This is a genomic window from Xanthomonas sacchari (assembly GCF_040529065.1).
Taxonomy (GTDB): Bacteria; Pseudomonadota; Gammaproteobacteria; order Xanthomonadales; family Xanthomonadaceae; genus Xanthomonas_A; species Xanthomonas_A sacchari.
Genome location: NZ_CP132343.1, coordinates 994918 through 1018238, shown reverse-complemented (window position 1 = coordinate 1018238; position 23321 = coordinate 994918). Strand labels below are relative to the sequence as shown.

Annotated in this window: 17 protein-coding genes and 1 riboswitch; of the genes, 8 read left to right on the top strand and 9 right to left on the bottom strand. The window is 69.6% G+C overall.

Annotated elements, in window-relative coordinates:
* The first annotated feature begins 204 nt into the window (after positions 1–204).
* Positions 205–1416, top strand: coding sequence for a methionine adenosyltransferase (metK, locus tag RAB71_RS04360; RefSeq protein ID WP_010342184.1), 1212 nt, complete (start codon positions 205–207; stop codon positions 1414–1416).
* A 375-nt stretch (positions 1417–1791) separates the two neighbouring features.
* Here the strand turns inward: metK and RAB71_RS04355 are convergent, their stop codons facing one another.
* The 3 genes from RAB71_RS04355 to RAB71_RS04345 all read right to left on the bottom strand — a co-directional run bounded on the left by RAB71_RS04355 (position 1792) and on the right by RAB71_RS04345 (position 7003).
* A complete protein-coding gene (locus RAB71_RS04355) occupies positions 1792–3009 on the bottom strand; it encodes a histidine-type phosphatase (protein ID WP_010342183.1) in 1218 nt (405 codons plus the stop codon).
* Positions 3010–3053: 44 nt separating this feature from the next.
* Positions 3054–4094: a Ca2+-dependent phosphoinositide-specific phospholipase C gene (locus tag RAB71_RS04350; protein ID WP_234006609.1), complete on the bottom strand. Its 1041-nt coding sequence runs from the start codon at positions 4092–4094 to the stop codon at positions 3054–3056.
* A gap of 122 nt (positions 4095–4216) precedes the next feature.
* Positions 4217–7003: a TonB-dependent receptor gene (locus RAB71_RS04345; RefSeq protein ID WP_029561984.1), complete on the bottom strand. Its 2787-nt coding sequence runs from the start codon at positions 7001–7003 to the stop codon at positions 4217–4219.
* On the opposite strand from RAB71_RS04345, the gene RAB71_RS04340 reads away from it, so the two are divergent.
* Positions 7002–7178 carry a hypothetical protein gene (locus tag RAB71_RS04340; RefSeq protein ID WP_156148527.1) on the top strand — a complete coding sequence of 59 codons (177 nt, stop codon included), beginning with the start codon at positions 7002–7004 and terminating at the stop codon, positions 7176–7178. The genes RAB71_RS04345 and RAB71_RS04340 overlap by 2 nt on opposite strands.
* Before the next feature lie 194 nt (positions 7179–7372).
* Here the strand turns inward: RAB71_RS04340 and RAB71_RS04335 are convergent, their stop codons facing one another.
* From RAB71_RS04335 to RAB71_RS04315, 5 genes are all read right to left on the bottom strand, one after another.
* On the bottom strand, positions 7373–9316 hold the full coding sequence (locus RAB71_RS04335; RefSeq protein ID WP_167397495.1) for an alpha/beta fold hydrolase: 1944 nt from the start codon (positions 9314–9316) through the stop codon (positions 7373–7375).
* A 2-nt stretch (positions 9317–9318) separates the two neighbouring features.
* A complete protein-coding gene (locus RAB71_RS04330; protein WP_052471043.1) occupies positions 9319–10299 on the bottom strand; it encodes a DUF4105 domain-containing protein in 981 nt (326 codons plus the stop codon).
* 59 nt (positions 10300–10358) lie between these two features.
* Positions 10359–10934, bottom strand: a complete 576-nt coding sequence (locus tag RAB71_RS04325; RefSeq protein ID WP_010342178.1) for a TetR/AcrR family transcriptional regulator — start codon at positions 10932–10934, stop codon at positions 10359–10361.
* Positions 10935–11017: 83 nt separating this feature from the next.
* Positions 11018–13732: a phosphoenolpyruvate carboxylase gene (gene ppc / locus RAB71_RS04320; protein WP_010342177.1), complete on the bottom strand. Its 2715-nt coding sequence runs from the start codon at positions 13730–13732 to the stop codon at positions 11018–11020.
* Between the two features lie 160 nt (positions 13733–13892).
* A complete protein-coding gene (locus tag RAB71_RS04315) occupies positions 13893–16436 on the bottom strand; it encodes a prolyl oligopeptidase family serine peptidase (protein WP_052471021.1) in 2544 nt (847 codons plus the stop codon).
* 132 nt (positions 16437–16568) lie between these two features.
* A riboswitch (S-adenosyl-L-homocysteine riboswitch) is annotated at positions 16569–16668 on the top strand.
* Positions 16669–16701: 33 nt separating this feature from the next.
* Here RAB71_RS04315 and ahcY point away from each other — a divergent pair.
* The 3 genes from ahcY (at position 16702) to RAB71_RS04300 (ending at position 18987) form a co-directional block, all read left to right on the top strand.
* A complete protein-coding gene (gene ahcY, locus RAB71_RS04310; protein WP_010342174.1) occupies positions 16702–18147 on the top strand; it encodes an adenosylhomocysteinase in 1446 nt (481 codons plus the stop codon).
* Between the two features lie 254 nt (positions 18148–18401).
* Complete coding sequence (locus RAB71_RS04305) at positions 18402–18686, top strand: ribbon-helix-helix protein, CopG family (RefSeq protein WP_010342173.1); 285 nt, start codon at positions 18402–18404, stop codon at positions 18684–18686.
* Position 18687: 1 nt separating this feature from the next.
* Positions 18688–18987: a type II toxin-antitoxin system RelE/ParE family toxin gene (locus RAB71_RS04300; RefSeq protein ID WP_010342172.1), complete on the top strand. Its 300-nt coding sequence runs from the start codon at positions 18688–18690 to the stop codon at positions 18985–18987.
* A 38-nt stretch (positions 18988–19025) separates the two neighbouring features.
* Here RAB71_RS04300 and RAB71_RS04295 read toward each other — a convergent pair whose 3' ends face one another.
* Positions 19026–19787 (bottom strand): class I SAM-dependent methyltransferase, encoded by a 762-nt coding sequence (locus RAB71_RS04295; RefSeq protein WP_010342171.1) that lies wholly within the window; start codon positions 19785–19787, stop codon positions 19026–19028.
* A 532-nt stretch (positions 19788–20319) separates the two neighbouring features.
* Here RAB71_RS04295 and RAB71_RS04290 point away from each other — a divergent pair.
* From RAB71_RS04290 to RAB71_RS04280, 3 genes are read left to right on the top strand one after another with little or no spacing between them, the layout of a single operon-like run.
* Positions 20320–21708 (top strand): cytochrome P450, encoded by a 1389-nt coding sequence (locus RAB71_RS04290; protein ID WP_010342170.1) that lies wholly within the window; start codon positions 20320–20322, stop codon positions 21706–21708.
* Positions 21701–22615: a sulfotransferase domain-containing protein gene (locus RAB71_RS04285; RefSeq protein WP_010342169.1), complete on the top strand. Its 915-nt coding sequence runs from the start codon at positions 21701–21703 to the stop codon at positions 22613–22615. Before RAB71_RS04290 ends, RAB71_RS04285 begins: the two co-directional genes overlap by 8 nt.
* The gene (locus RAB71_RS04280; protein ID WP_010342168.1) at positions 22612–23313 is read left to right on the top strand and encodes a sulfotransferase family protein; all 702 of its coding nucleotides are present in this window, start codon (positions 22612–22614) and stop codon (positions 23311–23313) included. The genes RAB71_RS04285 and RAB71_RS04280 overlap by 4 nt, the downstream gene beginning before the upstream one ends.
* Positions 23314–23321 lie beyond the last annotated feature (8 nt).

Here is a 23321-nt window from a genome sequence, read left to right as displayed (position 1 = left end):
CAAGCCCCCTTGCTGACTGCGCACAGCTTCGGCGGCGGCGGCGACACCGATCTTGCAATCTGGCTACGGCAAGGTGACGGACGCACCGTGGCGCGCCAACCGGTTAACCTTGGGCAACGTCCGCCCGGGGCATCATGCACGCCACCCGGCGCCCGTGTATCATTCGCCTCCATCTTTTCATCCGAATACAAGGATATAGCCGCGATGTCCAGCTATCTCTTCACCTCCGAGTCGGTCTCCGAAGGCCACCCGGACAAGATCGCCGATCAGATCTCCGATGCGGTGCTCGACGCGATCCTGACCCAGGACAAGCGCGCGCGCGTGGCCTGCGAAACGCTGGTCAAGACCGGCGTGGCGATCGTCGCCGGCGAAATCACCACCAGCGCCTGGATCGATCTGGAAGCGCTGACCCGCAAGGTGATCCTGGACATCGGCTACAACAGCTCCGACGTCGGTTTCGACGGCGAGACCTGCGGCGTGCTCAACCTGATCGGCAAGCAGTCGCCGGACATCAACCAGGGCGTGGACCGCAAGAAGCCGGAAGAACAGGGCGCTGGCGACCAGGGCCTGATGTTCGGCTACGCCACCCGCGAGACCGACAGCTTCATGCCGGCCGCCATCCACCTGTCGCACCGCCTGGTCGAACAGCAGGCCAAGGTGCGCAAGAAGAAGAACTCGCCGCTGGCGTGGCTGCGCCCGGATGCCAAGAGCCAGGTCACCCTGCGCTACGAAGACGGCGTGGCGACCGCGATCGACGCGGTGGTGCTGTCCACCCAGCACGATCCGGACATCAAGCAGAAGCACCTGGTCGAAGCCGTGCGCGAGGAGATCCTCAAGCCGGTGCTGCCGGCCAAGTGGCTGCACAAGGGCACCAAGTTCCACATCAACCCGACCGGCAAGTTCGTGATCGGCGGGCCGGTGGGCGACTGCGGCCTGACCGGGCGCAAGATCATCGTCGACACCTACGGCGGCTGGGCGCGCCACGGCGGCGGCGCGTTCTCCGGCAAGGATCCGTCCAAGGTCGACCGTTCGGCCGCCTACGCCGCGCGCTACGTCGCCAAGAACGTCGTCGCCGCCGGCCTGGCCGACCGCTGCGAAGTGCAGGTCTCCTACGCCATCGGCGTGGCCGAGCCGACCTCGATCTCGGTCACCACCTTCGGCACCGGCAAGATCGCCGACGACAAGATCGAGAAGCTGATCCGCAAGCATTTCGACCTGCGTCCGTTCGGCATCATCCAGATGCTCGACCTGATCCATCCGATGTACCAGCAGACCGCCTCGTACGGCCATTTCGGCCGCACCCCGAAGGCCTTCACCTACACCGACGGCACCGGCGCCCAGCACCAGGCCACGGCGTTCTCGTGGGAGAAGACCGACCGCGCCGAGGCACTGCGCGCGGACGCCAAGCTGAAGTAAGCCGGCCAGCAGCGCTTGCAAGAAAGAGCGGGCCGCATTGCGGCCCGTTCTGCGTTTGGGGGATGTATCGTGCTGCACCGTCGACGCAGACGCTGTCGCGGGATGCGTCGCCATAGGCGACACCGCCGCCGTGGCTGGGCGTTACGACGACGGCCTGTCGCGGCTGAAGCCGCTCCTACAGGATCAGCGGCGCATCGCTGTCGCCGCGAGCAAAGGACACGGCATCGCAATGCCGGCAACGCGTCATCCATCCACGCGTCGGCGCACCGCCCGTCGTAGGAGCGGCTTCAGCCGCGACGGGTATTCCGGGGAAAACCTGTCGCGGCTGAAGCCGCTCCTACGAGGAGCAGGAGATCAAACGAGCTTCGCGCCTGCTCAGCCACGCCGTTGCAGCGCCGCCTGCAGCAGCGACTCGAACTTCGGCAGCGGACACAGCCCGGTCGTGGCGTCGCTGCAACCCGGAATCTGCAGCGTCTGCAGCAGCGGCGGGTGGCGCAGGCTCAACGGAGTCAGCGCGCGCAGTTGATCCAGCGACTGCGCCTGGTACCGCACGCGCACGTAGCGCTGGCCGTTGCGTGCATCGCGCACCTGCTCCACCACCAGCGCGCCGCCCGGGGGCGCGTCGTCACGGCCGAAGCCGGGCAGATGGAAGTGCAGGTCGAGCAGTCCGCTGAGCGCGGCGATGTGGGTGTCGCTGGCGACCAGCACGCTCAGCCGCGGCGCGTCGGCCGCGCCCAGCGTGTCCAGCAGGCGGTGCGCCAGCGGCGCGCCCGCGCGCGCGGCCATGTACTGCGGCCGTGCGTAGATCTCGAACAGCAAGGCATGCAGTCGCGACACCGCGGCGATGCGTGCCGGCGTCGCGCGGCCCCAGCCGACCTGGTCCAGCGGCATGCCTTCGGCGTACTGCAGGATGAACACCTCGGCCGTGCCCGAGGTCAGATCCAGCGGCCCGTGCAACGCCAGGCTGCGCCCGTTCTCGCCTGCGGTCAGCGACGAGGGCATGTGCACGAAGTCGCAGCGCTCCGCGCAGCCGAGGATCTCCTGCATGGTGCGCAGTTCGTGCGCATACGGCGCCAGCACCGCGCCCGGGCCACCGGTCTGGCGCTGGATCGAGGCCACCGCAGCGGCGGCATCGAACTCCACCGCGCCGGCTTCCACCGGGCGGAACAGCGGGTCGTCGCTGCCTTCGGCTTGGTGGCCGGCCTGCAGATGACAGCCGGGCGCCAGCGTGTCGGCGAGCAACTGCGCGCTGACGATGGTGCGCTGGTCGGTGTTGGCGTAGATGCTGACCGTACCGTCCGCAGGGCAGCCCTGCGCCGGCAGCACGCCATCGCGCAGCAGCCATTGCCGGGTGTAGTCGCCGCTGCGCTCCACCGCGGTGCGGCCATGCGCGGTGAGCAGGCTCGGCGGCGTGTCCCACACCGGCCAGGGCTGCGGCGCCAACGCGGCGGCCGCGGCCTCGCCCGGCAGCGGCGCGCGCACGCCGTGGCGGAACAGCATCCACACCTTTTCCACCTGCAGCGCGGGCGCGGCCTTGGGCGCCGACCGCGCCTGCGCGCCCAATGCCGCCACCAGCAGCACGACCCACAGCATCCAACGCGTACCTGTTTTCATCATCGTCCCCAACATGGAAAGTCTCACGGTGCGCTCGTGCCGCACGCGGCCGTGACCCGGTCGCAGTGCAGGCCCGTGGCGATGCCGAGCCAATAGCCCAGCCGCTGCGGATCCGGCGCGCCGGCGTAGTAATCGGTGCTGATCCATTGCGCGCCGGCATCCACTGCCGCCTGTGCGCGGCGGCGGTCGTGCGCGCGCGCCTCGCGGCCGTCGACATCGGCGCGGGTGCGCACCACGAAGCCCTGCGTCACCAGCGCGCGGATCCGCGGCGCCTCGGCCAGCGGATCCTCGATCGACAGCACCGCCGCCTCCGGCTGGTCCGGCGCATACCAGCCGAACATCATGCGACCGCGCAGCGACGGATGCGCCTGGCGATACAGCGCCTCGTGCCGTGGATTGCCGTCGAGCACGAACAGCAAGTGGCCACGTGCCTGCGCCACCCGCGGCCAGGCATGCGCCAGCACCGCCTCGCGCAGGCTCGGCGCGTCGCCGCGCACGTCGTCGGGCACGATCAGGTGCGCGCGCCCGATCACCTCGGCGATGTCGCGGTCCAGTGCGTCCAGATCGTTGGCGTCGAAGGCGGAACGGTGCGGCCACACGCCCGGCACCGGATCGAAATCCACCGCATTGACCAGCACCACCAGCGGCGTGTGCTGTGGGTGCGCGCGCGACCAGGCGGCGAGGATCGCCAGACAGTCGCGAAAGCGCAGGCAATGGCTGGCGTAGTCAAGGCCCGGTTGGTGCAGCACCTTGGCGCCGGGCGCGTGCATGCGGGCACGGGTCGCCGCATCGGCACGCGCATAGGGCGCGGCATACAGGCCGCCGTGCGGATCGGCGGCCACGTCGAGTTCGAGTTGCCGCAGCCCCAGCGCGAGCTGGGCCTGCAGCGAAGGATGGCCATAGGCCAGTGCCGGCCATTCGGCGGCGTCGTGCGCCTGCAGGCGCCGCCGTACCTGCGCGGTCGGCGCCGGCCGATAGCTGTTGTGCGAGCCGAGCAGTTGCACCTGGTCCAGGCGCAGGCCGTCGATCGACACCGTCGCCGGCGCCTCTGTCGACCACGCCATTCCCGGCAGGATCGTCAGCGCCAGCCAGACGAACAGCGCAGCAATGCCGGCAACGCGCCACCCGCCGCGCGGCACAGGGCCGTGCGACGGTTGGCGACGTCCAGCGTGCGCAAGCGCCCGCTTCAGAACGTGTACTTCACGTTCAGCAGCGCGGTGCGGCCGGCATCGACGATGTCGGAGATCGCGGTGCTGTTGTGGCCCACGTGCGCCCAGTAGCTCAGGCGGTTGGTGAGGTTGGCCACCGACAGGTCGGCGCGCAGGTGCTCGTTGAAGGTGTAGCCCACGTGCAGGTCCACACGCGTGATCGGCTTGACCCACAGGTCGTCCCAGGTCGCGCCGCGGTTGTAGTAGTCGTACACCGAGACGTATTCGCCGGAGTAGTGGTAGGCCAGGTTCACCGACAGCGGGCCCTTCTCGTAGAACAGCTCGGCGTTGGCCATCAGGTCCGGCGCGTTCTGGATGCGCTCGTCGTGGAAGCCGTCCATGCCCAGGTCGACACGGGTGGTCTGGCGGGTGACGTTGGCGCCGATGCCGAAGCCGTCCAGCGGTGCCGGCATGCCCTGCAGGGTCTGCCGCACCGCGGCCTCGAAGCCGAGCACCTTGCCGTCGCCGCCGTTCTGCGGACGCACGTAGCGCACGTTGCCGGCGCCGGTGCTGGTGCCGGCGTTGGCCGGATCCGAGCCGCTCTCGTAGATGTAGTCGGTCAGGCGCTTGTAGTAGCCGGCCAGCATCGCGTGGCCGCCGTGGCCGTTGTCCCACTCGCCGGACAGGTCGACGTTGAGCGACTTGATCGGCTTCAGGTCCGGATTGCCCTCGGTGATGACCGTGGTGCCGTCGCTGGAGACGTCGTAGTTGGCGCCACCGCCGAGCTGCACCAGCGCCGGCCGGGTGTAGCTGGTCCACACCGAGGCGCGGTACACCGCACTGCCGTCGCCCGGGCGGTAGTTCAGGAACACGCTCGGCAGCGGCACGTCGTAGCTGGTGTGGTTGCTGCTGAAGAAACCGGGCAGTTCGTTGCCCTTGGCGTCTTCGGGCATGGTCCAGAAGGTGTTGCGGATGCTGGTGTGCTCGAAGCGCACGCCCGGGATCACCTCCAGGTCGCCAGTGCGGAAGGTGGCCATCGCATACGCCGCGGTCACCGCCTCGTCGCCACGCATGGTCGCGCAGTTCTGGTTGTTGATCGCCAGGCTGCCGCAGGTGTCGAAGCTGGCCGCGGTCAGGTGCTGGGCGATCATCGCCTTCAGCCCGCCGTTGCTGAGCTTGACCGTCGGCCACGCGTACTTGCCCGGATACACCGAGTCGTACTGGCCGACCACCAGGCCGGTGTCGCGCAGCAAGGTGCCGTCGGTGAACTTGCTGTTGGTCCAGTCGCGCGAAGTGAAGTCGCGGGAGCTGTCGACGTACTTCACGCCGAACTGGATGTTGCTCAGCGCACCCTGGTCGAAGTCGTAGCGCACGTCGAACTTGGCGCCGCCCTTGGTCTGGCCGCTGTAGGACTTGGTCAACTGGCCGTAGCGGCGCGCATACAGGCTGCCGATGTCGCTGGCCTGGGCCTGGATCGCCGGGGTCAGCAGCGGCTTGGGGAAGCCTTCGCTGTCGTAGCCGGAGAAGGTGCTGGCGCCGCCGTACGGGAACTGGGTGGAGGCGTACTGGTCCACGCGTGCGGAAATCTCCACGTGGTCCGGGCGATCGTTGTCGCCGTAGCTGTAGAACAGGTTCGGCGACAGGGTCCAGTTGCCCAGTTGCTTGTCGGCGCCGAACTGGAAGGTGGCCAGGTCCGCCACTTCCGGATTGGTCTCGTACCAGTAGCGCACCGCCACGCGGTTGATCTGCGGCTGGTACACGCCGGTGGTGCCGATCTGCGCCAGGCTCACGTTGGCCGGCACCAGCTGGGTGTAGCCGGTGTTCTGCTCGGTCTTGGCGTAGGCATAGGTGGCGCGCGCGTACAGCTGCAGGCTCGGATCGACGTGCCAGTCGAAGGACACGTTGCCGCCGTAGCGCGTGGTGTCGCCGGCGGAATAGCCGATGTTGGCGCCGGTGGCCATCAGCAGGTCCTGCGGATCGTAGCCGGGCGCCGGCTGGCCGCTGGCGTCGGTGCGCGAGAAGTAGCGCTTGTTCCAGTCGCCGCGCGAGGCGGCGGCGTTGGCCACTTCGCTGTTCACGTAGTGGCGCTCGTCGTAGTACGCGCTGGTGTAGATGCCGAACTGGTTGTCGGTGCCGAACTTGGCGTGGAATTCGCCGGCCGCGCCCTTGCCCAGGCCGTTGTCGCCGTAGTCGCGCGCACGGCTTTCCATGCGCCCGCTGGCGGTGACGCTGCCGCCCATCGCCTCGCTGTAGTCGAAGCCGCTGGGGGTGCGGTAGTCGATGGTGCCGCCGATCGCGTCGCCGTCCATCGCCGCGGTGGAGGTCTTGTTCAACACGATGGTCTGCAGGCCCGACGGCGGCAGCAGGCTCAGCTGCACGCTGCGGCTGTAGGGCAGGCCCTGGGCGACGTTGACGCCGTTGATCAGGTTGACGTTGTACTCGGCGTTGAGGCCGCGCACCGAGGCGAACATGCCCTCGCCGCGCGCGGCGCCGTCGACGCCGCCGAAGTACGACTGCCCGGTGTTGACCACGTTGACACCCGGCAGCAGGCCCAGCGCCTCGGCGATGTTGTGCACGGCGGTGTACTTCAGGTCCTCGGCCGACAGCACGTTGGCCGTGTTGGTCGCGGCCATCTGCATGTCCGCGGCGTTGTAGCGGGTGACGGCGACGGTGATCTTGTCCAGGGTCTTGGCGCTGGCGTCGGACGCGGCGGTCTGCGTCTCCTGCGCATCCTGCGCCTGGGCCAAGGCCATCGGCGCGACACCGAGCAACGCTGCGGCGATCGCCAGTGACAGGCGTTTTTGAAGATGGATCGAGTGCGACATGAAAAATCCGAACGTAGGCGCGGCCAACGGAACGCGCCGCAGGCCGGGCATGGAGGGGAGAGAGGCCGTGATCGTGTTCACGGCGGCGCGCATTGTTCGGGTTGGCGGCTGCAATTTCGTGACAACGATGTCATCGGCAACCATCGACGGACGATTCGACGCGTTTCCTGCGTAATTCGGCACAACCGCAGCGGTGCGTCGACGCTGCGATGCGGATATGGCACTGCGGAGAAGGCGACGGGTTAGGCGTTCCCTTGGTGTGCCACGAGGCGATCGTCGGCGCTGCATCGCGCCTCGGGGAGTGAGCGGCAACGCGATGCCCTCGGCGCGCTCGACGACGGCGCGTGCAACCGCCCGTCGCGGGCATCGTTACCGCGTCGCGGTGGCGTCGACCTGCAACTGCGCGTGCAGGATGCGGCGGATCTCCAGGATCGCCTGCGGCGTCTCCTGCACGCTGTGGCCCGAGGTGATCACCAGTTCGGACACTGCGCCCGGCAGGTGCGCACTGCGGTACGGCACCAGCCCATCGTCGGAGGCGGCCAGCGGCACCGCCGGATCGCGGCGGGCGATGATGGTGTGGTAGCGCACCGCCGGCGCGATCGGCAGATCCGCCGCCGCGCGCACGAACGGATCGGTGTCGCGCAGGTTGTCGATGCTGTTGGGCACGCGCACCGGCGCGCCATCGGGGCCGTCGATCCCCTGCAGCCAGGTGTTCAGGCGATCGAGCAGCGTCACCGGCAGGCGCACCAGGCGCCCGGCCAGGCGTCCGAGCCGCCCTTCGGCGAAGGTGGTGCCGCGTTGCGGCGCGGCGATGAAGATGGCGCGGTCCACCTCCGGCAACGGCGCGAAGCGCAGCAGCGGCTGCAACTGCGCCAGCGCCTGCGGGTCCAGCGGGCGCCGGCCGGCGCGCGCGCCAATCAGGTCGTTCCACAGCGTGTCGCCGGAATCGCTGACCAGCAGGCGCCCGATCACCCCGCCCATGCTGTGGCCGATCAGGACCATGTGCTGCGACGCCGGCGCCTGCCCGGGCGGATCGAAATGGCGCAGGGTCTGCTGCAGCAGCGTGGCGATCTGCGCGCGGTTCCAGGCGATCGGCATGTTGGTCGGGTAGTAGACCTGCCAGATCTGGTAGTGCCGGCGCAGTTGCTCGTCGCCCATCAGTTCGTTGGCGACGTTGACCCATGCCTCCGGACTGCTGGCCAGGCCGTGCAGCATCAGGATGATGCGTCGGTCCGGATCGTATGGCTGCATCAGGTACAGATGCGGCTGGTCGATGCCATCCCCGCGGCCGAGCATCGAGCGCAGCGACTGCCGCGCGAAGCCGGCGCGGGCCAGCCACAGGCCGTAGGCGGCGGTGAAGTTGGCCGCCAGCGGCAGGCGCTGGCCGTGTACCTCGACCTCGCCGTCGCGGTACGGATCGTAGGGCGCGACCACCACGCTGCGGGTGTCGAGTACCTGCGCCAGGCTATCCCCTTCGAAGCGCAGCAGCACCGTGGTCGGCGCATACGGCATTTCGCTGAACGCCGGCGCGTGCGGGTCCGGCGCGGTCCTGGCGGCGGCCGCCGCGGTCGGGTCGCCGACCTTGGCCGGCGCGATCTCCGCGACCAGTTCGGCGCCGAAGCCGTCACGGCGGTAGGCGCTGCGCAGGCCATCGAAGCGCAGCGTCGACGCCGGCAGCATCGCGTCCGGCCGCGCCACCCCGCCGGGCAGGCGGAAGCTGCCCATGTCCGCGCGCACCTGCCAGCCGGCCGTGCGCAGCGCGTCGTCGTCGTGCAGCTCACCGCTGGCGCTGCCGGCGCGCCAGCGCAGGAACAGTTCGCCGACCACCTGCTGCACGGCGTAGTTGTAGTAGTCGCGCACCTGGGTCTGCCGATCCTCGAAGGCGCGCGCGCTGGCCGGGCGCGGGGTATAGAACAGGTAGGCGTAGGCGTAGCGCGCGGCCTCCAGCCACGCCTGCAGCGTCGCATCGTCCAGCGCCCCCGCCTGCCGCGGCGTGCGCGCATTGGCCGCATGCACCCACAGCTCCGACAGGGTCGCCAGCCGCCGCTCCTGGTCCAGCCCCTGCAATGCGCGCAGCTGTGTGGCGCAGGCCGGAACGTCCGCCTCGCAGGTTTTGGGGTCGAGCGCGAGCACGCGCAGCGTCTCCAGGCTGGCATCGCTGAGCCTGCCGGTGCTGAGCACGTCGCCACGCTGGGTGGCGATGTAGTCGGCGGCGCTGCGCGACTGCACGCTGACCATCGCGCAGCCGCTGCCGAGCAGCGACGCGGCAGCCAGCAGCGCGGCGCCCGTGCACCGCGCAAGACGTGCGCGCAGGGTCATGGCGTGACCGCGAGGTCGTCGCCGGGAATGCCGGCGCGGATGCGCGTGGAGAAATCGGCGCTGGCGCCGGCCGCGCGGGCACGTTCGCCGATGCGGCCGCGCGCGCGCAGCGTGGCCAGGCTGTAGCCGGGCACGAAGCCGTGCTGCGCGTAGACGTAGGACGGCAGGTAGCCGGACAGCAGCAGGCGGATGTCGAGCGGCAGTGCGGGATCGAGCTTGCGCGCCAGCTCGAACACGATGGTGGTGCAGTTGCTGGTGGCGGTGTTGTAGAACCGCGGCGTGCGCTGCAGTTGCTGCGCCCGCGCCACGTAGCCAAGGAACAGCTGGCGCAGTTGTGCGCGCGAGAGGTTGAGCCGGTACAGGTACACGTCCTCGCCGCGCACGTTGCTGCGCACCGCCAGGATGTCGCGCTCGTCGGCGGCCACCATCACCTGCTCGAAATTGCGGAAGAACCCGGCCAGCGCCGAGAACGCCTCGTCGCGCTCCTTGCGGATTTCCAGCGAGAACACCACGCGTCGGCCGTCGTCGAAACCGAACGAAACCAGGGTGTGGGCGATCGCCGGCCCCATCCAGTACGACAGCGCCAGGTCCGCCGACGCCAGCCGCTCCAGGTCGTAGCGGCGCGTCTCCCAGCGCGGGGTGTAGTCGTGGTCGCTGCGCCAGGCGAAGTTGCGCACGTTGTGCAGGGTCACCACGTGCCCATCCACCTGCGGCTCCAGCAACTGCGCGACATCGTCGGCCCAGTCGCGGTTCTGCTGCGGCTGCAGCGCCGACCAGCCCACCCCCATGCCCGCACAGCCGAGCGCGAACAGCAGCGGCAGCACGCGGTACTCGCGCGGATGGCGAAGGCCCCACAGCGCAGCGGCGCCCAGGGCGGCCCACAGCAGCGCCGAGCCGTAGCGCACCACAGCGCCGGTGTGCGGCAGATAGGCCAGGAACAGTGCGCCCCACAGACTGGCGGCCAGCACCGCCAGCATCGCCACGGCGCGCGCCAGCCGCCACGGCCAGGCGCGTCGGCGTGCGGCGCTGTCGGCGCTCACAAGTCCGCCGCCGCCGCGGGCGTGGCCAGGGCGTGGCACAGCAGCCGGCAACCGCGTTGCGCCAGCGCCTTGCGTTCGGCCTCGTCGCTGCCGCGCTGGCAGGCGCCGAGCATGTCCATCGCCAGGGCCAGGTCTTCCTCGCCCAGGTCCGCACGGCACAGGCCGGCGGCGATCGCACGCTGCAGGAACGGCAGCAGGATCGCCATCGCCCGCGTGTGCGCGGCGTCCATCATCGGATGCTCGCGCGGCAGCGACCGCCAATAGTCGGCCAGCGGCGCCGACATCGCGATGTGTTCGGCGACGTCGTACATCAGCAGGAACAGCCCGTCCGGCCGCGTGCCGATCTCGCGCGCGCAGCCCTCCAGGCCGTCCAGGCCGCGTTCCAGCAGCGCCGCCATCAGCTCGGTGCGGTCGGCGAAATGACGGTACAGGGTGGCGCGGCCGAGGCCTGCGCGCTCCACCACCAGTTCCAGCGGCGCCAGCACGCCGTGCTCACAGAACACCTCGTCGGCGGCGTCCAGCAACAGGCGGCGGCGGTGGGCGGTATCGGCTCGCATCTCCATGCGCGGCATTATCGGACAATTTTGTCCGCCCGCAAGCGGGTGGCGACGGGCGGCCGGCGGCAGCGGCCGGCGGCGCCCGTGAGGCGCCAGCGTCAGCCGGTGTTCTGCACGCCCTGGGCGACGCCGTTGACGCAGGCCACCAGCGCCCGCAGCAGGTCCTCGTCCTCGCCGTCGGTGGCGCGCCAGCGCTGCAGCAGGTCCACCTGCAGCACGCTGATCGGGTCGATGTAGGGATTGCGCAGGCGGATCGACAACGCCAGGCGCGGGTCGTGCTGCAGCAGCGAGGCCTGCCCGGTCAGCGCCTTCACCCAGCCCTTGGTCAGCGCCAGTTCGTCGCGGATGCGCGGGAAGAAGCGCTCGTGTAGCGGCCCGGACAGGCGCGAGAACATCTCGGCGATGTTGAGGTCGCCCTTGGACAGGACCATGGCGATGTCGTCGAGGAAGGTGCGGAAGAACGGCCAGTCCGCCGCCATCGCGCGCAGCGCGTCCTCGTGGCCGGCGTCCACCGCCGCCTGCAGGCCGCTGCCCACGCCGTACCAGCCCGGGATCACCGCGCGCGCCTGGCTCCAGGCGAACACCCAGGGAATCGCCCGCAGATTGGACAGCGCCGCATCCTGGCCGAGCCGGCGCGACGGCCGCGAGCCCAGGGTCATGCGTTCGATCACGTCGATCGGCGTGGCCAGGCGGAAGTAGCGCATGAACTCGGCATCGCCGACGAAGCCGCGGTACGCCTGGCTGCTGTGCTCGGCGACCAGGTCCATCACCGGCCGCCAGCCGTCTTCGCGCGCGTCGGCCGCGCGCGGGCGCAGGCTCGACAGCAGCACCGCGCCGGTCATCTGTTCCAGCGAACGCAGTGCCAGCGCGCGGATGCCGTACTTGCGGTGGATCACCTCGCCCTGTTCGGTCACGCGCAGGCGCCCGTCGACGCTGCCGCGCGGCGCCGCCTCCAGCGCGCGCGTGGTCTTGCCGCCGCCGCGCACGATCGAGCCGCCGCGGCCGTGGAAGAAGGTCAGGCGGATGCCCAGCTCGGCCGCCGCCTCCAGCAGTTCCACCTGCGCGCGCTGCAGGCCCCAGCGCGAGGCGGCGATGCCGCCGTCCTTGCCGCTGTCCGAATAGCCGAGCATCACCATCTGCACGTCGTCGCGCGCGGCCAGGTGGCGGCGGTAGACCGGGTCGGCCAGCAGGTCGCGCAGGGTCGCGGTGCCGCCGCGCAGGTCGTCCACGGTCTCGAACAGCGGCACGATGTCCAGCGGCACCGCGCCGTCGGCATCGACCAGGCCGCCGCGGCGCGCCAGCGCCAGCACGGTCAGCACGTCGGCGCGGTCGTGCGCCATCGAGATGATGTAGCTGCCCAGCGCGTCGGCGCCGTGCCGCGCGCGCGCATCGGCGAGCGCGGCGAACACCGCGTCCAGCCGCGCATTGCCTTCGTCGTCGGCCACCGGCAGGGTCTGCTCGCCGCTGGCGTAGGGACCGAGCAGGCCTGCGCGCTCCTCCACAGCACGCGTGTCCCAGTCCTGCGTGTCCAGCGCGGCGGCGACCGCGCGCGCGTGCACGCTGGACTCCTGGCGCACGTCCAGCCGCGCCAGGTGGAAACCGAAGCTGCGCACCCGCCACAGCAGGCGCCGCACCGCGAACCAGCCGGCGTGCAGGCCCTTGTTGGCCTGCAGGCTGTCCAGGATCAACTGCAGGTCGCTTTCCAGTTCGGTCGGCGCGACATAGGCGCCGGGCGCGTCGTCCAGGGTGGCCTGCAGGCGCGCGCGCATCAGGTCGTTGAGCAGGCGGTAGGGCATGTCGCCATGGCGCGGCCGCGAGCGCGCCGCCGCCTCCGGCAACAGTTGCCGGTAACGCTCCAGTTGCTCCAGCAGCGGTGCGCTCACCGCGACCAGGGTGGTCGACTGGCTGAGCAGGCTGGCCAGCTGCCACAGCTCCTTCAGATAGCGCTCCAGCACCGCGCGCCGCTGCGCGTCGAGGGTGGCGGTGATGGTGGCGGCATCGACATTGGGGTTGCCGTCCATGTCGCCGCCGACCCAGGTGCCGAAGCGCAGCAGCCGCAGCAGGGGCAGCGCCTGCCCGTAGGTCTGCTCGATGGCGTGCTCCAGGGTCTCGTACATCACCGGGATCACCCGGTACAGCACCTGGGTCAGGTAGAAGCCGACGTGCTCGCGCTCGTCCTCCACGGTGGGGCGCACCGGCGAGGAATCGGCGGTCTGCCACGAGGCGGTCAGCGCCATGCGGAAGCGCGCCGCGTCGGTGGCGCGCTCGCCCGGGGTGCGCAGGCCGTCGAGGTTGTCGACCAGGCTGGCCACCATCAACTGTTCCTTCTCCAGCAGCGCGCGCCGCACCGCCTCGGTCGGGTGCGCGGTGAACACCGGCTCGACGTCGATGCGCGGCAACCAGTCGCGCAGTTCCTCGATGCCGACGCCCTGCGCCTTGAGCCGGCGCAAGGCGTCGAGCAGGCCGTCCGGCTGCGGCGTGTCGGCGCTGCTGCGCTGGTAGTCGCGGCGGCGGCGGATGCGGTGCACGCGCTCGGCGATGTTGACCACCTGGAAATAGGTACTGAAGGCGCGCACCAACGCTTCGGCATCGCGCGGCGCGCGGCCGGCGAGTTGCTCGCTCAGCGAGGACAGCGGCGCGGCGCGTTCGCGGCGCGCGATCGCGGTGGTGCGGATGCGCTCGATCTCGTCGAGGAACTGCGCCGAGACCTGTTCGGCGAGCAGGTCGCCCACCAGGGCGCCGAGCCGGCGCACGTCGTCGCGTAAGGGAAGGTCGGGCGTGGCGAAGGCGATGCTGCTGCGGGACTCGTTCATCGGGAAACGCATGGCTCGGCAGTGGGGGCGCCGCAAGCCTAACCGAAAAGGGATCGCGCTCCCGTCGGCTGCGCGACGGTTTCAAAGCGAACCATTTGCGCGGCACAGCAGTGCCCTGCGCCACGGCGGCACGCACGTGCGGCCGTGGCACAGGCGCGGCTCAGCGCGGCGTGGCGCCTGCCGCAGCCGGCGCGGACGTCGGCGTGGGCGCCGGCCCCAGATAGGTGCGCAACCAGCGCTCGCTCTCGGCCAGCATCTGCAGCACCGATTCGCGTGCGCGGTAGGCATGCGCCTCGTTGGGCAGCATCACCAGCCGCGCGGTGCCGCCGTTGCCCTTGATCGCCGCGTACATGCGCTCGCTCTGGATCGGGAAGGTGCCGGAGTTGTTGTCCTCGGCACCGTGGATCAGCAGCAGCGGATCCTTGATCCGGTCGGCGTAGTTGAACGGCGACATCGCCTGGTAGACCGGCTGCGCCTGCCAGTAGGTGCGCTCTTCGGACTGGAAGCCGAACGGGGTCAGCGAGCGGTTGTAGGCGCCGCTGCGGGCGATACCGGCCTTGAACAGGCGCGTGTGTGCGAGCAGGTTGGCGGTCATGAAGGCGCCGTAGGAATGCCCGCCGATGGCGATGCGATCGCGATCGGCGACGCCGCGCCGCACCACCTCGTCCACCGCCGCCTGTGCGTCGGCGACCAGTTGCTCGACGTAGGTGTCGTTGGGTTCGCGCGCGCCCTCGCCGACGATCGGCATCGACGGATCGTTGAGCACCGCATAGCCCAGCGCCAGGAACGCCTGCGGCCCCCAGTAGCCGATCGCGTTGAAGCGGTACGGGGAGTCGGTGACCTGGCTGGCGGCGTCGGCGGATTTGAACTCGCCCGGGTAGGCCCACATCAGCATCGGCAGCGGGCCGTCGCGCTTGGCGTCGTAGCCTGGCGGCAGCAGCAGGGTCGCGGTCAGTTCCACGCCGTCCTTGCGCCGGTAGCGGATCTGCTCCTTGTGCACGTCGCGCAGTTGCGGCGTGGGGTGCGGGAAGCGGGTCAGCGCCACCGGCTCCGCGTCCGCACGGTCGAGCCGATAGAAGTTGCGCGGCTCCTGCGGCGTCTCGCGGGTGATCAGCAGGCGCTGGCCACTGTCGTCGAGCAAAGCCTGCGGTACCGCGTAGTACGGCGCCTGCGACTGGAACAGGCGGGTGCTGTGCCGCGTGTCCAGATCGTAGCGATCCAGGAACGGCCGGTCGCCCTGCGGCGAGGCGCCTTCGCCGCGCAGGAACAGGCTGTGACCATCGGCGGCGATCAAAAGGCGCGGGTTGCCGGCGGCATCGCGCTCCGTCACCGGCGTGCCCGGATCGGCGTAGCGGTCCTCCTGCGAACGTTGCACCAGCAACTGCGGCGCCTGCGCGGGATTGTCCGGTGCCACGCGCCATTGTTTGGTCTGGCGCGTCTTCCACCAGAACTCGTCGATCAGCGCCAGGTCGCCGCGGCCCCAGAAAATACCGGCGAAGCGCGACTGCAGGCGCGCCAGCGTTGCCGGCGGCGCGGTGAACGGCGCCGCCTGCATCAACACCGCGTCGCGCACCGCCGCCTCGCGCGCCGGATCGCCACCGTCCTGGGCCTCGGCCCAGACCAGGGTGGCCGGTGCGTCGCTGCGCCAGTCGATGTCGCGCACACCGGTGCGCACCGCATCGTTGCCGGTCGGCAGGCCTTCCACCAGCGGCAGCTGCGCCACCGTGTGCAGCGGCTTGCCGGCGCGGTCCAACACCTCGATGGTGCGCGGGAAGCCGCTGGCCGGCACCAGGTAGGAGAACGGCCGCTGCAGGCGCTGCGCCAGCAGATAGCGGCCGTCCGGCGACGGCGCCAGCGACAGGTACAGGTCCGGGGAGGCGATGCGCTGCTGGCGCCCGTCCACATCGACCAGTGCCGGCTGCGCGCGCAACTGATAGTCGAACTGGCGCGCGTCGGCCTCGTTCTTCAGCAGGTCCTGATAGGTGCGCAAGGCGGTGGCGCCGCCGCCGGCGGTCTGCTGCACCGCGGGCCCGGTCGGCACCGCATCGGACGGCGGCGCGGCACCCTGCTCCTGCGGCTGCAGCAACACCAGCAACTGGCGGCTGTCTGGCATCCACGCATAGCCCTCGCCGGACACCGTGTTGAGCCGCTCGGCGACCCGCCGCGCCCGCAGCGCAGCGATGTCCACCACCCACAGTTCGTTGGCGCCGCTGCGCGCATCGACCCGGTTGAAAGCCAGATGCCGCTGGTCCGGTGCCCAGGCCATGCCGGCGATCGACAGCGGCGACGGCAGGCCCTCGATGCGCAGTTCGCTGCCGTCGGCGATGCGCAGCAGCCACAGCTTGTCGCCGAAGGCGAAGCGGCTCTGCGAACGGGTGCGCGGATGGATGCGCAGCCCAGCGAGCTTGAGTTCCGGCTGCGCGACCTGGGCGATGCCGGGCAACGCGGGCAACTGCAGCATCGCCGCCAGATCGCGCCGCGGGCTCAGCGACAGCTGCGGCGGCCGCGGCGCATCGACGATGGCCTGCAGCGGCGCCGACGGCAACTGGTAGCCGCTGTCGGCGGCATCGGCGGGCGCGGCGGCGGCCCCAGATGCCGGGGCGGCATCCGCAGCAGCGCTGCCGGCCGCCGCCAGGGCCGCGCACAGCAGGCCGCAGACCGGGCCGGCCACGCGGCGGCGCCCGCGCACTGTGATCTGGTTCATCTCTCCCCTCTCCTTCACATCGGTCGAACCGATGACGGTAGCAGGGCGGGCGCCGCACGCCCCCTGTCGATGGTTGGGCACGGGCGCGTGTTCAAGCGCCGCACGTGGCAGCCGCTATAATCAGTTACCCCTTGCGCCGAGGGGCGCTGCGACCGGATCGAGACCGGGTTCCCCGTCTCCAGACCCGGCCAGGCTCGGCGCGAGGCTTGAGCGACAACGGCGCCCGGACTTCGCGAGTTTCTCGCCATTGACCGGAGCTTTATCGATGAACGCTGCACTCAAGAGCTTTTCCACCGAGGGCGACTACAAGGTCGCCGACATCAGCCTGGCCGACTGGGGCCGCAAGGAACTGGACATCGCCGAGCACGAGATGCCGGGCCTGATGTCGATCCGCCGCCAGTACGCCGCCGCCAAGCCGCTGGCCGGCGTGCGCGTCACCGGCTCGCTGCACATGACCATCCAGACCGCGGTGCTGATCGAGACCCTGAAGGACATCGGCGCCGACGTGCGCTGGGCCTCGTGCAACATCTTCTCGACCCAGGACCACGCCGCCGCGGCGATCGCCGCCACCGGCACCCCGGTGTTCGCCTGGAAGGGCGAGACCCTGGAGGAGTACTGGGACTGCACCCTCGACGCACTGACCTTCACCCTGCCCGACGGCACCCAGACCGGCCCGGAGCTGGTGGTGGACGACGGCGGCGACGTGACCCTGCTGATCCACAAGGGCTACGAACTGGAGAACGGCTCCAAGTGGGTGGACGAACCGGCCTCCTCGCACGAGGAGCAGGTGATCAAGAACCTGCTCAAGCGCGTGGCGGTGGAGCGCCCGGGCTACTGGACCCGCGTGGTCAAGGACTGGAAGGGCGTCTCCGAAGAGACCACCACCGGCGTGCACCGCCTGTACCAGCTGGCCGAAGCCGGCACCCTGCTGATCCCGGCGATCAACGTCAACGACTCGGTGACCAAGAGCAAGTTCGACAACCTGTACGGCTGCCGCGAGTCGCTGGCCGACGGCCTCAAGCGCGCGATGGACGTGATGCTGGCCGGCAAGGTCGCGGTGGTGTGCGGCTACGGCGACGTCGGCAAGGGCTCGGCGCACAGCCTGCGCGCCTATGGCGCCCGCGTCATCGTCACCGAGATCGACCCGATCTGCGCGCTGCAGGCGGCGATGGAAGGCTTCGAGGTCAACACCGTCGAGGACACCCTCGGCCAGGCCGACATCTACGTCACCACCACCGGCAACAAGGACATCATCCGCATCGAGCACCTGACGCAGATGAAGGACCAGGCCATCGTCTGCAACATCGGCCACTTCGACAACGAGATCCAGGTCGAGGCGCTGTACAAGCTGCCGGGCGTGCAGAAGATCAACATCAAGCCGCAGGTGGACAAGTTCATGCTGCCCAACGGCAACGCGATCTTCCTGCTGGCCGAAGGCCGCCTGGTCAACCTGGGCTGCGCCACCGGCCACCCCAGCTTCGTGATGTCCAACAGCTTCGCCAACCAGACCCTGGCGCAGATCGACCTGTGGCAGAACAAGGACAGCTACGAGAAGCAGGTATACCGCCTGCCGAAGAAGCTGGACGAGGAAGTGGCGCGCCTGCACCTGGAGAAAATCGGCGTGAAGCTGACCAAGCTCACCGACGCACAGGCCGCCTACCTCGGCGTGCCGGTCGACGGTCCGTTCAAGCCGGAGCACTACCGCTACTGAGGCATTGGCTGGACATCGCCAGGCAGACCAGAACGGGCGCCGCGAGGCGCCCGTTTTTTGTGCAATCGGCGCTGCGAGCGTGCGGAAACAGGGGCTGGAAATTCGTACGGAGCGAAAACCGCAGACATCGCCACCTTGCGCACTCCCTGCTCCAAGCGGCCTTTCCGACTAGTGGGCCGACGCGCCTGTCCAGCCAGGCCATGCGTACCACACCTGCGCTACATTGATTCCACACCAATCGCCTGGAGCTCCCCATGAGCACCACCACCATCCGCCTGCCGGACGCACTCAAGGCCCGCGTCGCCAAGGCTGCGGAAGCGGCCGGCACCACGTCGCACAACTTCATCCTGGAAGCCATTGCCGAGAAGGCCGAGTTGGCCGAGCGGTGCTTCGACTTCCATGCAGAGGCCGAGCGCCGTTGGGGCGAATTCCTCGAAACCGGCGAAAGCATTCCCTGGGACGAGATGCGTCGCTATCTGATGGAACGCATTCAGGGCAAGCACACGCCCCCTCCCGCCCCCCGCAAGTTCGCGAAATAGCATGGAGCACGTCGAGTTCCTGCCCTCTGTCAACGAGGACCTACGGCGCATCATCGGCCATCTGGAACAACACGAAGCCGAGCATATCCAGGAACGTCTGAGCGAGATCGTCAGCGCATCGAACGTGCTGACGGACAATCCGCTGATCGGCCGGCTGCCGCGCCATGATCTGCGTGAACTGGTGATTGGCCAAGGCGCTCAGGGACATGTTGCCCTCTACCGATACGTGGTGGCGCTGGATACCGTCTTTGTCCTGGCGATCCGCGCAGAACGCGAGGCAGGCTATGTCCGCGATGCGTAACATCATCGCCATCTAGCGCACAAGACGGCGCTAGTCTTTCAGATCCTGCAATCGCCAGCCGGCGCGTACACCGAAATCTGGATGCGGCTGCGCGCATGGTACGGCGTGCGTGCCCAGTCGCTCCAGCGCGCCTCCAGGCACAGGCCGGCGATCTGCGCCATCAGGTCCAGTTCCGATGGCCACACGTAGCGGCGGCGCTCGCTGAAGATGCGCGTGCCGGATTCGCCCAGCACCACCACGCGCTGGTCGATGCGCTGCTGCAGCGGATCCGGCTGCGAGCACACCAGCATCACTGCCGCGCCATCGCCGTCGGTGTCCGGCACGTCCAGCACCTGGCTGACCTTGCCGCCGCTGTCGAACACCTCTGCGCCCGGCACCGCGCTCTGGATCAGCAAGCGCCCGTCGGGCGCCAGGCAGCGCGCCGCATTGACCACGCACCGCAGTTGCTCGGCCTGGCTCAGCAGATAGCCGAACGCCCCCACCGCATAGATCAGGCCGAACGACCCGCACACCGGCATGTCGGCGAAATCGGCGCAGACCAACTGCAGGCGGTCGCTGCCGGGTTTGGCACGCAAGACCTCGAGCATCGCCGGGGAATTGTCGATACCGGTGACCGGCACATCGCGGTGCGCAAGCGGCAAGCCGATACGGCCGGTTCCGATGCCCAGTTCCAGCGCCGCGCGGCCCGCGGCCAGTTCGGCCAGCACGTCGACGCACTGCTGCGTAGCGGCGGCAGGCCAGCGATCGTAGACGCGATCGTAGATCGCGGCCAGGCGATCGTACTCGTGGGTCACGGGCATCCGCAGCCACTCGTTGCCGAAGTGGCGCGACGATAGCACGCAGCGATCGCGACGCAATGGCGCACGCACGGCAGCGACGCCGACGGCAAACGCGGCGACGCGATCCGATCACTTGCGACGCAAGGTGCTCGACGAAAAATGACAGGAATATTGCAGTTGGCGACGCTTCAGTCTTTCGCTTGCGTCGCCGTAGTCGAGCGAGGAAGCTTTCTGCGCGCCTGCCACAGGCGGCAGGCGCGACGATCGCAACAGAGTCCCCCGTTCAATCAGGAGTATCGCCATGAAGCGCCTTTTTGATTCGCTGTCGCGTTGGGTACAGAGCCTCGGTGGCAACAGGCTCGGCTACATCTACACCTACTGACTTCCCGCCACCGTTGCGTGGCATTCGCGTGCGAGAGGGGGCGATCCGCCCCCCCTCTCTTCGGCACTCGGCGCATTGCACGGCCACGCATGCGTTCGCCGTCGGTCCCATGTCGTCTTCCGCATCGCGGTGCACCGTGCCGTCATGCGTCTTCGTGCAGGTGAGTGCGTGATGCAGACGCAACAACGTCCGCCCGGTCCGCGTGGGCATTGGGCGTTCGGCAACCGGCAGGCCTTCGCGCGCGATCCCCTCGACTTCCTGCAACGCTGCGCACGCGAACATGGCGACGTGGTGCGGGTCGCCGAGCGCACCTACCTACTGGCATCGCCGGCAGCCATCGCGACCGTGCTGGGCGACGATAGCAGCCTCTACGCCAAATCCGATCCGGACCCGCGCACGCGGCGTGCTGCATTCCCGTCCTCGGTGATGAACAGTCAGGGCGAGGCCTGGCGACACAAGCGCCAGGCACTGCAGCCCGCATTTCGCGCCGGGCTGGTCCGCGACTATGCCGGACAGGCACTCGCCGCCACGCAGGCGCTGCTGCAATCGGGCGAGGACATCGCGCATGCAAAGGACCTACGCCTGACGATGACAGCGCTCTGTGCGGAACTGGGCGCCGGCTTCCTGCTCGGCGATGCGGCGCACGCGCCCGCGCTGCTGCGGATGCTGCCGATGGTCGATGCGATCCTGCAGCAGACCCGCACGCCGTCCGCGGCGCCGGCCTGGTGGCCGAGTGCCGGCAAGCGCCGTCTACGTGCCGCGCGCAACGCGCTGGACAGCGCACTGACGCAGATCCTGGCATCGCCACGTCCACCAGGCGCGAACGCCTCGGTGCTGGACCTGCTGCGGCGCGACGATCCACAGGGCCAGGGCGACTGGTGCCGCGATGAGACGGCGGCGATGCTGATGTCGGCGCTGGAGCCGATGGCGGCAGGCCTGACCTGGACGCTGTTGCTCCTGGCGCAGCATCCATCGATCGCGCAAGCGGTGGCGGAGGAAGCCGATGTATTGCCCGACATCGGCAACGCCTCCGCCACGGCAGGCGACGACACTCTTGTCGAACACCTGTCACTGACCCGCGCCTGTGTGAAGGAAGCCATGCGCCTGTATCCGCCGGCATGGATGACCGCGCGCATCGCCCAACGCGACACCACGCTAAAGGGATTCGCGGTGCCGCGCGGCACGCAGCTGATCGTCAGCCAGTGGGTGGTGCAACGCGATCCGCGCCATTTCGTCGCGCCGGAGCGCTTCCTGCCGACGCGCTGGCTGGATGCCGCACACACGCCAGCGCGCTACACCTACTTTCCGTTCGGCGGCGGCCCGCGCAGCTGCATCGGCACCCAACTCGCGCTGGTGCAGATGACCGTGGTCGTGGCCGGCCTGTTGCGCGAGCGCACGCTGCACCTGGCGGCGGATGCGCAGCCGCGGCCGTTCCCGGCGCTGGTGCTGCGCCCACTCGACGTCCGCATCGCGCTGCGGCCACGCACCCCTCCCCTTGGCCGTCGGTCGCATGACACGACGACGCCCCAGCCTCCTGCCCCGGACGCCCCGCATGGCTGACCTCGCCGCCTTCGCCAAGACCCGGGAATATCCCAACCGCTTCTTCGATTCCGCCGCCTGGAACGAACTGGAGTTTCGCGAGAGCGACATCGTCATCGCCAGCTACGCCAAGGCCGGCACTACCTGGCTGCAGCAGATCGTGGCGCAACTGCTGTTCGAAGGCGCAGCGGACGTCGACGTGTCGGCGATCTCGCCGTGGCTGGATGGCGTGTACCCGGACCGCGCCAGCAAGCTCGCGCTGCTGCAGGCGCAGACCCACCGGCGTTTCATCAAGACTCATCTGCCGGCCGATGCGCTGGTGATCAGCGACCGCGCCAAGTATCTGTACATCGGCCGCGATGGCCGCGACATCGCGCTGAGCCTCTACGACCACCAGTGTGCGGTCAGCCAGGATGCGCAGGCGCGCCTGGATGCCGGCGCGGCCGAACCGGGCAAGCTGCGCGTGGTGCCGCCACCGAGCCTGCCGGTGGACGCCTACGTGGCGCATTGGTTGGCCCACGACGGTGCGCCGTTCTGGCCGTTCTGGGAAGGCGTGCGCAGTTGGTGGCAGCAGCGCGCGCAGCCGAACGTGCTGCTGGTGCACTACGCCGACCTGCTGGAGGATCTGCCCGCGCAGGTGCGACGCATCGCCGCGTTTCTCGAGATCCCGATACGCGACGCCACCTGGGACACGATCCTGGCGCACTGCCGGTTCGACTACATGCGCCAGCACGCCGCGCGCTACGTGCCGCAGGGCGCCGGGCTGTGGCGCGAAGGCGGCAAGGCTTTCTTCAACCAGGGGCGTAGTGGCCGCTGGCGCGCGCTGTTGCCGGCGGCCGTCGCTGCCGACTACGCGGCGCGTGCGCAGGCGGAACTGGGCCGCGAGGCGGCGCAGTGGCTGGCGCAGGGCGCCGGGGCGACGCCATGAGCCTGCACATCATCGGCGCCGGCCTCGGCCGCACCGGCACCCTGTCGCTGAAGCTGGCGCTGGAACATCTGGGCCTGGGCCGTTGCTACCACGCCATGGAACTGGCCGCGAACCTGCGCCAGGCCTTGCCGCGATGGGATGCGGTGCTCGACGGACAGGCGGACTGGGACACGCTGTTCGCCGGCTATACCGCCACCGTCGATTATCCCGGCTGCTGCTTCTGGCGCGAACTGGTCGCACGCTATCCGCAGGCCAAGGTGATCCTGACCGTGCGCGATGCCGATGCCTGGTTCGATTCGGTACGCAACACCATCTTCGCCAGCGACGGCCGCGTGCCGGCGCTGTTCGGTCCCGACGGCCAACGACTGAGCCAGTTCCTGCGCCTCGACTTCGCCACGCGCATCGACGATCGCGGCTTCATGACCGACTATTTCCAGCGCTGGAATCAGGAAGTGATCGCCAACGTGCCGGCGCATCGCCTGCTGGTACTCGACACCGACGCGCAGACAGGCTGGGAACCGCTGTGCGCCTTCCTCGACGTGCCGGTGCCGGCGCAGCCGTATCCATGCGTACATGCGCGCAGCAGCGGCGCCCAGGCGCGTCCGCTGCCCAGCGACCCGGCACAACGCGAACAACGCCTGCGCGACTACCTGGACCGGCTCGCCGTGGAGGCGTTCGCGCCGCCCGCCAATGGCTGAGCGCGCGT